Genomic DNA, 14,117 nt, shown 5'->3' on the forward strand with positions numbered 1-14,117 from the left:
TTACACATGAGTATCTTCACCGAAGCCCAGGCCAAGGCCATCCTCGACAAGGTCATCGCCCTGTCCAAGGCCGACGAGTGCACCGCCGTGCTGGCCGGTGCGATCAGCGGCAACATCCGTTTCGCGCTGAACAATGTCTCCACCAGCGGCATCGTCGACAACACCGAGCTGGCGGTCACCGTCGCCTTCGGCAAGCGCGTCGGCACCGCCTCGATCAACGAGTTCGACGACGCCGCGCTGGAACGCGTGGTACGCCGTGCCGAAGACCTGGCCCGCCTGGCCCCGGAGAACCCGGAGTTCATGCCGGCCATCGGCAAGCAGAGCTACCGCGCCAGCCCGACCTTCAGCGAATCCACCGCCGCGATCGATCCGGCCTTCCGTGCCAAGGTCGCTGCCGATTCGATCGCCCCGTGCCGCGGCCACGGCCTGGTCGCCGCCGGCTTCCTGGAGGACGGCCAGGGCTTCCAGGCCACCGCCAACAGCAACGGCAACTTCGCTTACCAGCGCACCACCAACTTCGATTACACCTGCACTGTGCGCACCGAAGATGGCCGCGGTTCGGGCTGGGTCGGCCGCAACCTGAAGGACGCGGCGGACTTCAAGGCTGACCAGGACATCCGCATCGCCATGCGCAAGGCCACCGAATCGGCCGAAGCCAAGGCACTGGAACCGGGCAAGTACACGGTCATCCTGGAACCGGCCGCAGCGGCAGGCCTGATCAGCTTCATGATGAACTTCTTCAGTGCACGCTCGGCCGATGAAGGCCGCAGCTTCCTGTCGAAGAAGGGCGGCGGCAACAAGCTGGGCGAGCAGGTCTACGACCCGCGCGTGACCATGATCGCCGACCCGTGGCATCCGGATGCACCGGTGCTGCCGTGGGACAACGAAGGGCTGCCGCGCGAACGCATGGCCATCATCGAGAACGGCAGGATCGCCAATCTGGACTACTCGCGCTTCTGGGCGCAGAAGCAGGGCAAGACCGCCAAGGCCTCGCCGGGCAACCTGCTGATGAGCGGTGGCGACAAGAGCACCGCCGAGCTGGTGCGCGGCACCCAGAAGGGCATCCTGGTCACGCGTACCTGGTACATCCGCATGGTCGATCCGCAGACCGTGCTGCTGACCGGCCTGACCCGCGACGGCACCTTCTACATCGAGAACGGCCAGATCAAGCATCCGGTGAAGAACTTCCGCTTCAACGAGTCGCCGGTGATCATGCTCAACAACATCGAAGAGCTGGGCAAGCCGGTGCGTGTGGCCGGTGATGAATCCAGCTACGTGATGATGATCCCGCCGATGAAGCTGCGCGATTTCACCTTCACCTCGCTGTCCGACGCGGTCTGATGGATCGCCGGGCCTGCCTGCGCTGGTTGGCCGCTGCCGCTTCGGCGGCGGCGCTGCCGGCCTGGGCACAGGCAGGCCCGCGCAGTTCGCGCTATGACTTCTGGTTCACCCGCCTGCAGTACGACTCCGGTGACTGGGACGTGGACGCGCGCATGCCATCCAACCTGATCACCTCGCTGATCGACTACACATCGCTGCGCGTGGACCCGCAGGAACACGTGGTGGCCCTGGCCGACCCGCGCATGCTGGAAGCGCCGTTCTGCTACCTGGCCGGGCACACGCTGGTGGAGTTCAACGCCGCCGAACGGCAGAACTTCGTGCGCTACGTGCGCAATGGCGGCTTCGTCTTCGTCGACGACTGCAACCATGACATTGACGGCCTGTTCGCCACCTCGTTCGAGGCACAGATGGGCCGGCTGTTCGGCCCGAAGGCATTGCAGAAACTGCCCAACAGCCACGCGCTGTACCGCAGTTTCTTCCGCTTCCCGGACGGTCCGCCCGCCACCAGCTTCGAACTCAACGGCTGGGGCGACGACCTGGTGCACGACTATCTGAAAGGCATCGAGGTCGAGGGTCGGCTGGGCCTGCTCTACAGCAACAAGGACTACGGCTGCGAGTGGGACTACGACTGGCGCAACAAGCGCTTCCTGGCCGAAGACAACACCCGCTTTGGCGTCAACATCGTGATGTACGCGTTGAACAATTGACAGGACCTGCACGCCCATGAACTCCCCCGACCTCGATTCCCTGCTGCCGCGCCTGGATGAACTGCGCGCCGCGCTTGCACGCGCGGTGGTGGGCCAGCACACGGTGGTCGAGCAGCTGTTGATCGGCCTGCTGGCCGGTGGCCACTGCCTGCTGGAAGGTGCGCCCGGGCTCGGCAAGACCCTGCTGGTGCGCTCACTCGGCCAGGCATTGGAACTGCAGTTCCGGCGCGTGCAGTTCACCCCCGACCTGATGCCCAGCGACATCCTCGGCACCGAGCTGCTGGAGGAAGACCATGGCACCGGCCATCGCCATTTCCGCTTCCAGCAGGGCCCGATCTTCACCCACCTGCTGCTGGCCGACGAACTCAACCGCACCCCGCCCAAGACCCAGGCCGCACTGCTGGAGGCAATGCAGGAACGCACCGTCAGCTACGCCGGCACCACCTACGCGTTGCCCGCGCCGTTCTTCGTGCTGGCCACGCAGAACCCGATCGAGCAGGCCGGCACCTACCCGCTGCCCGAAGCGCAGCTGGACCGCTTCCTGCTGCATGTGCTGGTGGATTACCCCAGCGAAGACGAGGAACGGCGGATCCTGGAACAGACCACCGGCGGTGCCACCGACGCGGTGCCGAAGGTGATGGATGCCGAGGCGGTGATCGCCCTGCAGGCGGCCGTGCGGCAGGTGCATGTCAGCCCCGACGTGCTGGCTTGGATCACCCGCCTGGTGCGCGCCAGCCGGCCAGGCGAAGGCGCGCCGGCGGCGATCAACCAGTGGGTGAAGTGGGGCGCAGGCCCGCGCGCCGGGCAGTCGCTGGTGCTGGCGGCGAAGGCGCGCGCACTGCTGCAGGGCCGCTTCGCCGCCACCCGCGAGGACGTGCAGGTCCTGGCCGCGCCCGTGATGCGCCATCGCCTGCTGCTGTCGTTCGCCGCCGAGGCCGAGCAGAAGCGTGCCGACGACGTGGTCGCCGCCCTGCTGCAGGCCGTGCCGTTCCCGGGTTGATCCACGCGTGAACGTCGGTACCCCGCTGACCTTGCCACCGGAACTGCGTGCGCGCCTGCGCCTGCTGCGGCTGCGGCCGCGCCTGGCCAGCGGTGCCAGTGGCATCGGCCAGCACGCCAGCCGCAGCCGCGGTGCCGGCCTCGAGTTCGCCCAGTACCGGGCCTACGAACCGGGCGACGAGCTGCGCCAGATCGACTGGAAGCTGTACGCGCGTTCGGACCGCTTCTTCGTGCGCGAATCCGAACGCGAAAGCCCGATCACGGTCTGGCTGTTGCTCGATGCCACCGCCTCGGCCGGCCAGGCCGATCGCGCGGCACCTCAGCGCACGCGCCTGGATCACATGCGCGGCGTGGCCGCCTGCGTGGTGGAACTGGCGCTGCAGCAGGGCGACCGTTTCGGCCTGCTGGCGATCAATGGCGATGGACTGCAGCTGGTGGCCGCAGCGGACGGCGCACGCCAGCGTGACCGCGTGCATCTGCAGCTGCATGCCCTGCAGGCGCGCGGCACCTGGCCCGCGGCCGAACGCCTGCGCCCGCTGTGGGAGCGCGTGCGCCCGGGCGACCTGCTGCTGGCGATGGGTGATGGCTTCGATGCGGCCTGCATCGTGCTGCTGGAGCAACTGGCCAGCGCACGCCGTGAAGTGGCACTGCTGCAGATCCTGACCGCCGACGAGCGCGATTTCCCGTTCGACGCCGGCCATCGCTTCCGCGATCCGGAGACCGGCGAGGAACTACTGGGCGATGGCGCGGCGATCCGCGCCGACTACCTGCAGCGCTTCGCTGACGCACGCAACGCATTGCAGTCGCGCCTGCAGGCCAGCGGCATCGCCAGTGCCACCAGCTGGCTCGACCAGCCGCTGGACCAGGCACTGCAGGCGCTGTTCGGCCGTGGGGGCGGTGCATGACCCTGCTGTTCCCGTTGGGCCTGGCCGCGCTCGCTGCAGGGTTGCTGCCGCTGCTGATTCATTTGGCCCGGCGCCATCCGTACACGCCGCTGGATTTCGCCGCGCTGCGCTGGCTGCGTGCACAGATCCGGCCGCGCCAGCGCATCCGCTTCGATGACTGGCCGTTGCTTCTGGTGCGGCTGATGTTGCTGGCTGCATTGGCCCTTCTGCTGGCACGACCTGCGTTGACCGGCCCTGCCCCTGTCCCCGCTGCCTGGACGGTAGTGGCTCCCGGACTGGACGCGACCGCACTGCGCGGCACCGCCGAAGCGGGCAACTGGCACTGGCTGGCACCCGGCTTCCCCGCTATCGACCACCCACCACCTGCGTCCAGCGCATCGCTGCCCAGCCTGCTGCGCGAGTTGGACGCACAGCTGCCCGCGGGCACCGCGTTGACCGTGCACGTTCCCGATCCCCTGCCCGGTCTGGACGGCACCCGCCTGCAGCTGTCGCGCGAAGTGCAGTGGCGGCCGCAACCGATACCGGCCACTCCGCAACCGAGTGCCGCGACGGTGCCGCGTCTGCGCGTGCACAGCGATGCGCCGGCAGCCGCCCAGCACTGGGTGAACGCACTGCAGCGCGCGTGGGGCATGCAGGCGCCGCTCGCTCCTCTGTCGGCCGATGCCCTGCCCGAACGCGACGAGATCGGCGTATGGAGCCGCAGCGATGCACTGCCGGCGAGCTGGCAGGCATGGCTGCGCCACGGCGGTCGTGCAGTGAGCGCCGGCAAGCCTGCTGGCGACGCCGGCATCCTGCTGCGCAACGCCGACGGCTCACCAGTGCTGTGGCAACAGCGCATCGGCCACGGCGTCCTGCTGTCACTACCCGGCGACTGGGATGCCTCAGGCAACGCTGCGCTGCGCGACCCGCAGTTGCCGCGTGCCCTGCTGCTGGCGCTGCAACCGCCAGCGTCACCGCGCCTCGGCGATGCACAGGACCAGGCACCACGCCGGGCCGCGCTGCCCGCCATAGCGCCCCCAGCGCGTGAGCCAACCACGTGGTTGCTGCTGGCCATCGTGCTGCTGTTCGCGCTGGAGCGCTGGATGGCCAGCAGTCGCCGGCGCAGGGTGGCCGCATGAACACCCTGCAGCACGCCTGGCAACGCGCACGGCGTCGCCGTGCACTCGTTACCCTGCTGCTGGGCCTGCCGTGGGCGCTGGCCGCGACGACGCTGGCGCTGCGCCTGGCGGGCTTCGATATCGCCTGCCTGGTCGGCACGGTCAGCGCGCTCGCCTGCGCAGCGCTCGCCACGGCACATGCCCGCCAGCTGGACCCACAGTGGGTGCAGCGCCAGCTCGATGCCAGCGGTGCCAGCGAGGACAGTGCCGACCTGCTGTTTGCCGATGCCGCCATGCTCAATCCGCTGCAGCAGCGCCAGCGCGCGCATGTGCTGGCCACGCTGGAGCGCTCGACACCGGACCTGCGTCAGCGCTGGCCGCGCAGGGCGTTGGCCCTGAGCTGGGTCGCAGGCCTGGCGATCACTGCGCTGGCATTCGGCTGGCCACGTTCCGGCCCCGGCTCCGCGCCGGCCCGCACATCGGCGCCTGTCAGCACGGCTGCCGCCGGCCCGCTGCACCTTCAGTCCACCCGCCTGCGGATCGACGCACCGGCCTATACCGGCCAGGCCACGCGCACCCAGAACGCGCTGGATGCCAAGGTCGCCGCGGACAGCCGGCTGTCGTGGTCGTTGCGCTTCGATCGCGCGCCGGACAAGGCATGGCTGCAGTTCCACGACGGCCGCCGGCTGCCGCTGAGCGAGCAGGATGGGCAGTGGCTGGCGCAGGATGTGGCGCGCGTGCCTGTGCTGTACCGCGTGGTGAGCGAACCTGCACTGGCCCAGACCCGCCTGCATCGCCTGGATGTGGTCGCTGATCGTGCGCCCAGCGTGCGCGTGCTGGAGCCCGCCGCGACCCTGGTGCTGGGCACGCCCGGGCAACGCCAGTGGTCGTTGCGCTTCGAAGCCAGCGATGACTACGCCGTGGCCACGCAGGCAACGCTGTCGATCACCATTACTCAGGGCAGCGGCGAGAACATCACCTTCGTTCGCCGCAGTGTCGGCCTCACCGGCAGCGGCGAAGCGACTGCACGGCGTTTCGCGCACAGCCTCGACCTGGCTGCGCTGGGCGCGCAGCCCGGCAGCGATGTCATCGCCCAGCTGGAAGTACGCGACAACCACGCGCCAACACCGCAGGCCGGGCGCAGCAGCAGCGTGATCCTGCGCCTGCCCAGCGCCGAGGTTGCACGCGGTGCCGAACTGGAAGGCCGCATCAAGAAGACGCTGCCGGCCTACTTCCGCAGCCAGCGGCAGATCATCATCGATGCCGAAGCGCTGATCCGGCAGCGACGCAGCCTGGCCGCCGAGGACTTCGTGAAGCGCAGCGATGCGATCGGTGTCGACCAGCGCATCCTGCGTCTGCGCTACGGCCAGTTCCTGGGTGAGGAAAGCGAAGGCGCACCGAAGCCGCCGCCGACCAGCGACCTGCCCACCAGCGATGCGCCAGCTGCAGGCAGCCACGACGACGAGCACGAGCACGACCATGGCGCCGAGGCCGGGGCACACAATGAGCATGGCCACGATCACGGCGGCAAGCCGGCCAATGCCGATGCCCCACCGGTGTTCGGCAGCGCCACCGATGTGCTCTCCGAATACGGCCACACCCATGACCATGCCGAGGCCGCGACCCTGCTCGACCCGCAGACCCGGGCCACGCTGAAGGCCGCGCTGGACCAGATGTGGTCGGCCGAAGGCGAGCTGCGCCAGGGCCGTCCGGAGCAGGCACTGCCGTTCGCCTACAAGGCACTGGCGTTCATCAAGCAGGTGCAGCAGGCCGAACGCATCTATCTGGCGCGGGTGGGACCGGAGCTGCCGCCGATCGATGAAGGCCGTCGCCTCGGCGGCGATCGCACCGGACTGGCCAGTCGCGAACTGCCGCTGGCCGCACGAGCGCCGCCCGACCCGGCCATCATCGAAGCCTGGCAGCGCCTCGGTGACGACACCAGTGTGCCCGACCTCGACGCACTCGCTGCCTGGCAGCAGCGCAATGCCGCCTACCTGCCCGATGCCCTTGATCTGGCTGCCGCCATCGAGCAGCTGCGCATCGAGCCCGGTTGCCGCGACTGCCGCCTGCGCCTGCGCGCTCAGTTGTGGCGGGCGCTGCAGCGTCCACTGCCGCAGGCGATGCGGCGCAGTGCCGCCGATGCGATGGGCCAGCGCTACCTGGACGCGCTGGAGGCGCAGCCATGAACCCCTCCGGCCTGAACCTGTGGATCGCCCTGGCACTCGCTGTGATCGTGGCGATCGCCAGCGTTCGCCAGTCGCACGGCAACACCACGCACCGTGGCCGCCGCTGGGGGGTGATCGGGCTGCAGGTCATCGTCGCCACGCTGCTGTATTTCTGCCTGGTGCCGCCCACCCGCCAGCAACCCGCAGGCGGGCTGGTTGTGCTCGGAATCGATGCCAGCAGGGCCGGCGCGTTCCCGGCCAGCGAAGGTCCGCTGTGGCTGTTGCCGGAAGCTGCCGATGTGCCCGGCGCAAAGCGCGTACCCGACCTGGCCACCGCGCTGCGGCAGCATCCGGCCTCCACGCTCACCCTGGTCGGTGCCGGCCTGGTCGCACGCGATCGCGATGCGGTACTGCCACGCGACGTACGTTGGCAGCCGGCAGCACCGCCGCGCGGCTGGGTCGCCTTGCAGCCACCGGCCGACGCCGCGCCCGGCGCACGCTTCGAGGTACAGGCACAGGCGCGTGGCGTTGCCAGGGCAAAGGCGGAACTGCTCGACCCGGCCGGCAGCGTGGTCGATCGCGCGGATGTTGCCGACGATGGCCACGTTCAGTTGAGTGGCATCACCCGCGCCGAAGGCCGCAGCGTGTTCCAGCTGCGCCTGCTCGATGCCGACGGCCATGTGGTGGACAGCGCACCGGTGCCGCAGCAGACCCTGCCGGCGGCGCCGTTGCGCCTGCAGGTACGCGCCAGCGCGCCGGGCCCCGAACTGAAGTACCTGCGCCGCTGGGCAGCCGATGCCGGCATCCGCGCGCAGGTGCAGGCCGATACCGGTGCCGGCCTGAGCGTCGGCGACGGCGCCTTGCCGCTGGACGCGGCGTCGCTGGCGCGCAGCGATCTGCTGCTGCTGGACGAGCGCAGCCTGGCGGCATTGAATGCCGCCCAGCTGGCCGCTGTGCGGCAGGCGCTGCGCGAAGGACTGGGCGTGCTGGTACGCAGTGCGGGCGCGCCTTCGGCCAGCGCGCGCCAGCGCCTGCACGATCTGGGCCTGCCACTGCGGGGTGATGGCAGCAGCCAGGTCCTCGAACTTCCCGGCGACGGCGAGAGCGCGGTCCTCGCCGCACGACGTGGCCCGCTCGCCGCGGGTACGCTGCCGACCGGCTACGGCGAAGAGGCAGACCGCGGTTCGCACGACGCCGCGCTGCCCACACTGGAGGCACTGGCGCTGCAGGTACCTGGCAGCAACGCGCTGCTGCACGATCGCACCGGCAAGGCTGTCGGTGGCTGGCGCGCTACCGGCAAAGGCCGCATCGGCCTGCTGCCCATCACCGACAGTTGGCGCTGGGTGCTGGCCGGCCGCGATGACCGCCACGGCGAACTGTGGAGCGGCGTGGTTGCCACGCTGGCGCGGGCGCAGGGCAGCGCTGAGGCGCTGTGGTCGCCACAGCCGATCAGCTGGGCGGGCGAACGGCAGGCGCTGTGCGGCGTGCAGGCGCCGCTGCAGGCCTTCAACGCACGCGGCGAAGGCACGCCGCTGATCGTCGATGGCGCGACGTCAGACCTGCGTTGCGCGGGCTGGTGGCCGCGCGCGGCGGGTTGGCAGCGCCTGCAGCACGGCGATGCTACCCTCTGGCGCTATGCATTCGACCCGAAGGACGCGCCCGCGCTGCATCAGCAGGCAATGATCGATGCAACCACGCAGGCGCTGGCGGGCAGCTCCCCGGCAACCGCGTCGGTGATGCAACCCGTGCCGGGATCGCGCTGGCCGTGGTGGCTGGCGTTCGTGCTGTGCGCATCGCTGCTGTGGTGGTTGGAGCGGCGGCGCTGACCGCGACGATGGGATCGCGGGCGGGATCCACGCATGGCGTGGATCTACTGGCCGGTTGCCCTGATGGACGCCAACCTTGGCTGGCGTCTTTCGGCGGGGTCAACGCGTTCCCGCGCGCCGGTACACGCCATTGAAGCGCACGTTCATGCCACCGCATTCGCTGTTGTCGGCCACGATCAGCACCTCACCCAGCGAGTGCACACGCACCCGGCACGTATCCTCGGCGAACTCGACTTCGGCACCCTGCGGTGTGGCACGCGCTTCCACCTGGCCCAGGTTCGGCCCGTACGGGCGCTGTTCCGGCGTGGGGTTGGCGGAGGGCCAGTAGGCGTCGCCATCCACATGCAGTTGTCCACCCTGCACGGTGATGCGCAGGCCGTTGTCGCCATCTTTCCAGTGGCCCGTCCAGTCCTGCAGCGTGGGCACGGCCACCGGCAACGGCTGCAGCTTGCTGCGGTCGACCCAGCCGGCGCTGCCGCCCACCTTGTTGGGGAAGAACGCGCAGCGGTAACGGCCCAGGTCGCGACCGGTCACCACCGTATCGCCGTTGACCACATAGCTGCGCTGGCGGCAGGCCGGTTCGCCCTTGGCGGGGCAGCCCTCCATGTCGCCGAGCAGGTACAGGCGCGGTGCATCGACCACCCGCGCCAGCGCGAACCGGCTCTGTTGGGAGGGGAACGCGCCATTGCGGCAGGCGCCGCCATCGGCGATATCGGACGCGAACGCGGAGGCCGGCAGCAACGCGGCCAGCAGGCAGAATGAACGCAGGGACATGACAGCATTACCGGTGGGGGAGCCCGCAGGATATACCGGCCTACTTCACTGGCGCTGTGTCGCCGGCATCCTGCTCCTGTGAGAACCGCAGCGCGCGCTGCTGCTGTTCGGCACTGAGCTCTGGCGGTGGCCGCGCCACGGCCGCCTGGATCTGGTCGGGACCGCCGGTGAGTTTGTTGATGCCTTTGGCTGCCGCCAGCACACCCTTGACCACACCCATCATGATGTAGCCACCGCCCATGCTGACCTGCTCCGGCGATGGCGGTTCGCTCCAGTCGCGGCTGAAGCGGTTATCGCCGAACTTCACCGGGTTCTTGAAGCGGTACAGGTCCAGCGGCTCGTCATCGGGCTTGAGCGCACGCACTTCGCCGAGGGTGGTGACGTTGTCCTGCGGCAAGGTGGTGGAGATCGGTGCGGTCGGGGCAGGCGGCGCATCTTCAGGGGGAACGGGTGCAGGATCGGGCACCGCCACCGGCGCAGCCTGTTGCGCCTGTACGATGCCGGTCAGCAGCATGCCGGCCAGGAGTGCTCCCTGCGTTCCACGTCGTGCCACAGCCATCCACCCTGTTGGTTGCGTCCAGCGCCCAAGGATACGGATGCCGGCTTCAGATTTCGTTGCTGCACCGGCAGCTGTTCAGCCAAGGGAGATGCGGCGACGCCACGGGACGCGAGCACTGAACGGTTCACGCCCGCCGTGTGCGGTGTCTCACATCCTGAGACATGGATGTGGTGCCATGTGACCCCTCGCAATCCGTCCCCGCTTCCTCTTCCATGGCCTACGAACTCGCCAAGCGCACCGCCGATGCCGAGCAGAAGCTCGCCACCCGCGATGGCCTGCCCGCCCGCGACGGCGCGCTGCTCAGCGCGCGCCTGCAGCGCCGCTACCAGGACCGCATCACCGGCAGCTTCGCCATTCCCGGCCGCGAAGGCCGCTACGCGCCCGTTCCCGACTCGGTACCACCGGCGCTGGCCGCAGCACTGAAGGCACGTGGCATCGAGCAGCTCTACAGCCACCAGGCCGAAGCCTGGGAGGCCAGCCAGCGCGGCGAGCACGTGGCCATCGTCACCCCCACCGCCAGCGGCAAGTCGCTGTGCTACACCCTGCCGGTGGTCAGCGCGGCCATGCAGGACAAGGCCAAGGCGCTGTACCTGTTCCCGACCAAAGCACTGGCCCAGGACCAGGTGGCCGAGCTGCTGGAACTCAATCGTGCCGGCGATCTCGGCGTCAAGGCCTTCACCTTCGACGGCGACACCCCCGGCGATGCGCGCCAGGCGATCCGCCTGCATGGCGACATCGTGGTGTCCAACCCGGACATGCTGCACCAGGCCATCCTGCCGCATCACACCAAGTGGGCACAGTTCTTCGAGAACCTGCGCTACATCGTCATCGACGAAGTACACACCTACCGCGGCGTGTTCGGCAGCCACGTCACCAACGTGCTGCGCCGGCTCAAGCGCATCTGCGCGTTCTATGGCGTGCAACCGCAGTTCATCCTGTGCTCGGCCACCATCGGCAACCCGCAGGCGCATGCCGAGGCGTTGATCGAGGCACCGGTCACCGCCGTCACCGAATCCGGCGCGCCCACCGGGCCGAAGCAGGTGCTGCTGTGGAACCCGCCGGTGATCAACCCCGACCTGGGCCTGCGTGCCTCGGCGCGCTCGCAGAGCAACCGCATCGCGCGCATCGCGATCAAGTCCGGGCTGAAGACCCTGGTGTTCGCGCAGACCCGGTTGATGGTCGAGGTGCTGACCAAGTACCTGAAGGACATCTTCGACCACGACCCGCGCAAGCCGCCGCGCATCCGCGCCTACCGCGGCGGTTATCTGCCCACCGAACGCCGCGAGACCGAGCGCGCGATGCGCGCCGGCAACATCGACGGCATCGTCAGCACCTCGGCGCTGGAACTGGGCGTGGATATCGGCAGCCTGGACGTGGTCATCCTCAATGGCTACCCCGGCAGCGTGGCCGCCACCTGGCAGCGTTTCGGCCGTGCCGGTCGCCGCCAGCAACCCGCACTCGGCGTGATGGTGGCCAGTTCGCAGCCGCTGGACCAGTACGTGGTGCGGCATCCGGACTTCTTCGCCGAAGCCTCGCCCGAACATGCGCGCATTGCGCCAGACCAGCCGCTGATCCTGTTCGACCACATTCGCTGCGCGGCCTTTGAACTGCCGTTCCGGGTCGGCGATGGCTTCGGCCCGATCGACCCGGAAGTGTTCCTGGAAGCGCTGGCCGAAACCGAAGTCATCCACCGCGAAGGCGAGCGCTGGGAATGGATTGCCGACAGCTATCCGGCCAACGCGGTCAGCCTGCGCGCGGTGGCCGATGGCAACTTCGTGGTGGTCGACCGCAGCGACGGCCGCCAGCAGATCATCGCCGAGGTCGATTACTCCGCCGCCGCGCTCACGCTGTATGAAGGCGCCATCCACATGGTGCAGTCCACGCCCTACCAGGTGGAGACGCTCGACTGGGAGGGCCGCAAGGCCTACGTCACCCGCACGCATGTGGATTACTACACCGACAGCATCGATTTCACCAAGCTCAAGGTGCTGGACCGCTTCGATGGTCGCGTGGCCGGGCGCGGTGATTCGCACCATGGCGAAGTGCACGTGGTGCGGCGCGTGGCCGGCTACAAGAAGATCCGCTACTACACCCACGAGAACATCGGCTACGGCCCGGTGAACCTGCCCGACCAGGAACTGCACACCACCGCAGTGTGGTGGCAGCTGCCGCAGGCACTGCTGCTGCGCGCGTTCGCCAGCAGGCAGGATGCGCTCGATGGCTTCCTCGGTGCGGCGTATGCGCTGCACATCGTCGCCACCGTGGCGGTGATGGCCGATGCGCGCGACCTGCAGAAGTCGGTCGGTAACGGCGATGGCTCCTGGTTTGCGATCGCCGACCAGAGCGGCCGTGGCCAGTTGCGCGGCAGCGAGGGTGATCCTGGGGTTGTCGAACTGCTGCAGGAATTCGTGCCCACGGTGTATCTGTATGACAACTTCCCCGGTGGCGTCGGCCTCAGCGAGCCGTTGTGGCAGCGTCAGGCCGAACTGGTGCAGCGTGCGCGTGAACTGGTGCAACGCTGCGACTGCAAGGCCGGCTGCCCGGCCTGTGTCGGCCCGGTGCTGGCCGCGCAGGAAGAGGATGAGACCTCGCCGCGCGCACTGGCACTGCGCGTGCTCGACCTGTTCGATGCCGAAGCGTGCCAGCACGTACCGGATGTGGGGGTGACCCCGCGCGAGCCGATGGAGCTGCTGGCACCGTGAGCCTGAGCCTGGACAAGCTGCGCCTGCTGCGCAGGCAGGCCGGCGACCCGAAGGCAAGCACACCGGCCGTGCCGGACGTGCCCCCTGCGCCACCGGCACCCGTGGCCGCCAACGATGCGCGGCAACCACCGGCCGAGCGTTCGGTGTTCGCCTGGGTCGAGCAGGAGATCCGCCACAAGCCGACCGGCGCGGCGGCACCTGCCACGACGCCGCCCGCGCTGCGTCGGCCCGAAGTGGGCAGCCTGCATCGCCTGCTCGGCCTGCGCACGCGCGGCGGCCCCGCTCCTGCTCGCGCCAGCGCACAGGACCGTCAGTTGCCAGGTGAGGAGATCGCACCGGGCCTGTTCCTGATCGAATCGCTGCAGCCGCAGGCGATCCCGGCACAACCGCTGTCGCTTGATTTCGCCCGTCGCGACGGCGAGCACGTGGCTGCGCGTGACCTGCTGTTCTTCGATACCGAGACCACCGGCCTGGCCGGCGGCACCGGCACCCGTGCCTTCATGATCGGCGCGGCCGATTGGCATGTGTGCCCGCAGCGTGGCGAAGGCCTGCGCATCCGCCAGTTGCTGATGGCCACCATGGCCGCCGAGGACGCGATGCTGGCCACCTTCGCCGGCTGGCTGCAACCGTCCACCGTGTTCTGCAGCTACAACGGCCGCAGCTATGACGCACCGCTGCTGAAAGCGCGTTACCGGCTTGCCCGGCAACGCGACCCGATCAGCGCGCTGGACCATGTCGACCTGCTCTACCCCACCCGCCGCCGCTATCGCGGCACGTGGGAGAACTGCAAGCTGTCCACCATCGAACGCCAGCTGCTGCGCGTGGTGCGCGAGGACGATCTGCCGGGCTCGGAGGCACCCGGTGCGTGGTTGCGCTTCCTGCGCGGCGGCGACGCGGTGAACCTGCGCCGGGTGGCCGACCACAATCACCAGGACGTGGTGACCCTGGCCCTGCTGCTGCAGCGGCTGATCCGCGAAGAACAGCGTGAGCGCGAAACGCTGGCTCTGGTCGCCAGGCAGGACGACTCGCGTTGACCGCAGCG

11 protein-coding genes are annotated in these 14,117 nt (G+C 69.2%); 9 read left to right on the forward strand and 2 right to left on the reverse strand.

The window, feature by feature from the left end:
- Positions 1 to 6 precede the first annotated feature (6 nt).
- The 7 genes from AC2A1N_RS07845 to AC2A1N_RS07875 are packed head-to-tail and all read left to right on the forward strand — an operon-like array spanning position 7 to position 9,040.
- The gene (locus tag AC2A1N_RS07845) at positions 7 to 1,341 is read left to right on the forward strand and encodes a TldD/PmbA family protein (protein WP_061479901.1); all 1,335 of its coding nucleotides are present in this window, start codon (positions 7 to 9) and stop codon (positions 1,339 to 1,341) included.
- Positions 1,341 to 2,048, forward strand: coding sequence for a DUF4159 domain-containing protein (locus tag AC2A1N_RS07850; protein ID WP_061479902.1), 708 nt, complete (start codon positions 1,341 to 1,343; stop codon positions 2,046 to 2,048). Before AC2A1N_RS07845 ends, AC2A1N_RS07850 begins: the two co-directional genes overlap by 1 nt.
- 16 nt (positions 2,049 to 2,064) lie before the next feature.
- A complete protein-coding gene (locus AC2A1N_RS07855) occupies positions 2,065 to 3,048 on the forward strand; it encodes an AAA family ATPase (protein ID WP_242890427.1) in 984 nt (327 codons plus the stop codon).
- Positions 3,049 to 3,055: 7 nt separating this feature from the next.
- Complete coding sequence (locus tag AC2A1N_RS07860) at positions 3,056 to 3,952, forward strand: DUF58 domain-containing protein (protein ID WP_484371945.1); 897 nt, start codon at positions 3,056 to 3,058, stop codon at positions 3,950 to 3,952.
- On the forward strand, positions 3,949 to 5,070 hold the full coding sequence (locus AC2A1N_RS07865) for a BatA domain-containing protein (protein WP_242890421.1): 1,122 nt from the start codon (positions 3,949 to 3,951) through the stop codon (positions 5,068 to 5,070). Before AC2A1N_RS07860 ends, AC2A1N_RS07865 begins: the two co-directional genes overlap by 4 nt.
- Positions 5,067 to 7,235 carry a hypothetical protein gene (locus AC2A1N_RS07870; protein ID WP_061479906.1) on the forward strand — a complete coding sequence of 723 codons (2,169 nt, stop codon included), beginning with the start codon at positions 5,067 to 5,069 and terminating at the stop codon, positions 7,233 to 7,235. The genes AC2A1N_RS07865 and AC2A1N_RS07870 overlap by 4 nt, the downstream gene beginning before the upstream one ends.
- Positions 7,232 to 9,040: a hypothetical protein gene (locus AC2A1N_RS07875; RefSeq protein ID WP_242890418.1), complete on the forward strand. Its 1,809-nt coding sequence runs from the start codon at positions 7,232 to 7,234 to the stop codon at positions 9,038 to 9,040. The genes AC2A1N_RS07870 and AC2A1N_RS07875 overlap by 4 nt, the downstream gene beginning before the upstream one ends.
- 99 nt (positions 9,041 to 9,139) lie before the next feature.
- Here AC2A1N_RS07875 and AC2A1N_RS07880 read toward each other — a convergent pair whose 3' ends face one another.
- Entirely contained in the window at positions 9,140 to 9,814 is a 675-nt protein-coding gene (locus AC2A1N_RS07880; protein WP_242890415.1) for a hypothetical protein, read from the reverse strand.
- A 40-nt stretch (positions 9,815 to 9,854) separates the two neighbouring features.
- Positions 9,855 to 10,373: a hypothetical protein gene (locus tag AC2A1N_RS07885; RefSeq protein ID WP_061479909.1), complete on the reverse strand. Its 519-nt coding sequence runs from the start codon at positions 10,371 to 10,373 to the stop codon at positions 9,855 to 9,857.
- Positions 10,374 to 10,585: 212 nt separating this feature from the next.
- Between AC2A1N_RS07885 and AC2A1N_RS07890 the strand changes: the two genes are divergently transcribed.
- Both AC2A1N_RS07890 and AC2A1N_RS07895 read left to right on the forward strand, forming a co-directional pair.
- Positions 10,586 to 13,075 (forward strand): DEAD/DEAH box helicase, encoded by a 2,490-nt coding sequence (locus tag AC2A1N_RS07890; RefSeq protein WP_061479910.1) that lies wholly within the window; start codon positions 10,586 to 10,588, stop codon positions 13,073 to 13,075.
- The gene (locus tag AC2A1N_RS07895; protein WP_242890400.1) at positions 13,072 to 14,109 is read left to right on the forward strand and encodes a ribonuclease H-like domain-containing protein; all 1,038 of its coding nucleotides are present in this window, start codon (positions 13,072 to 13,074) and stop codon (positions 14,107 to 14,109) included. The genes AC2A1N_RS07890 and AC2A1N_RS07895 overlap by 4 nt, the downstream gene beginning before the upstream one ends.
- Positions 14,110 to 14,117 lie beyond the last annotated feature (8 nt).

Source organism: Stenotrophomonas maltophilia group sp. SKK55 (genome assembly GCF_057179845.1).

Coding starts and splice junctions, on each gene's coding strand:
- AC2A1N_RS07875 (WP_242890418.1), top strand. CDS start 7,232: ATGAACCCCTCCGGCCTGAACCTGTGGATCGCCCTGGCACTCGCTGTG.
- AC2A1N_RS07850 (WP_061479902.1), top strand. CDS start 1,341: ATGGATCGCCGGGCCTGCCTGCGCTGGTTGGCCGCTGCCGCTTCGGCG.
- AC2A1N_RS07890 (WP_061479910.1), top strand. CDS start 10,586: ATGGCCTACGAACTCGCCAAGCGCACCGCCGATGCCGAGCAGAAGCTC.
- AC2A1N_RS07845 (WP_061479901.1), top strand. CDS start 7: ATGAGTATCTTCACCGAAGCCCAGGCCAAGGCCATCCTCGACAAGGTC.
- AC2A1N_RS07870 (WP_061479906.1), top strand. CDS start 5,067: ATGAACACCCTGCAGCACGCCTGGCAACGCGCACGGCGTCGCCGTGCA.
- AC2A1N_RS07885 (WP_061479909.1), bottom strand. CDS start 10,373: ATGGCTGTGGCACGACGTGGAACGCAGGGAGCACTCCTGGCCGGCATG.
- AC2A1N_RS07880 (WP_242890415.1), bottom strand. CDS start 9,814: ATGTCCCTGCGTTCATTCTGCCTGCTGGCCGCGTTGCTGCCGGCCTCC.
- AC2A1N_RS07865 (WP_242890421.1), top strand. CDS start 3,949: ATGACCCTGCTGTTCCCGTTGGGCCTGGCCGCGCTCGCTGCAGGGTTG.
- AC2A1N_RS07855 (WP_242890427.1), top strand. CDS start 2,065: ATGAACTCCCCCGACCTCGATTCCCTGCTGCCGCGCCTGGATGAACTG.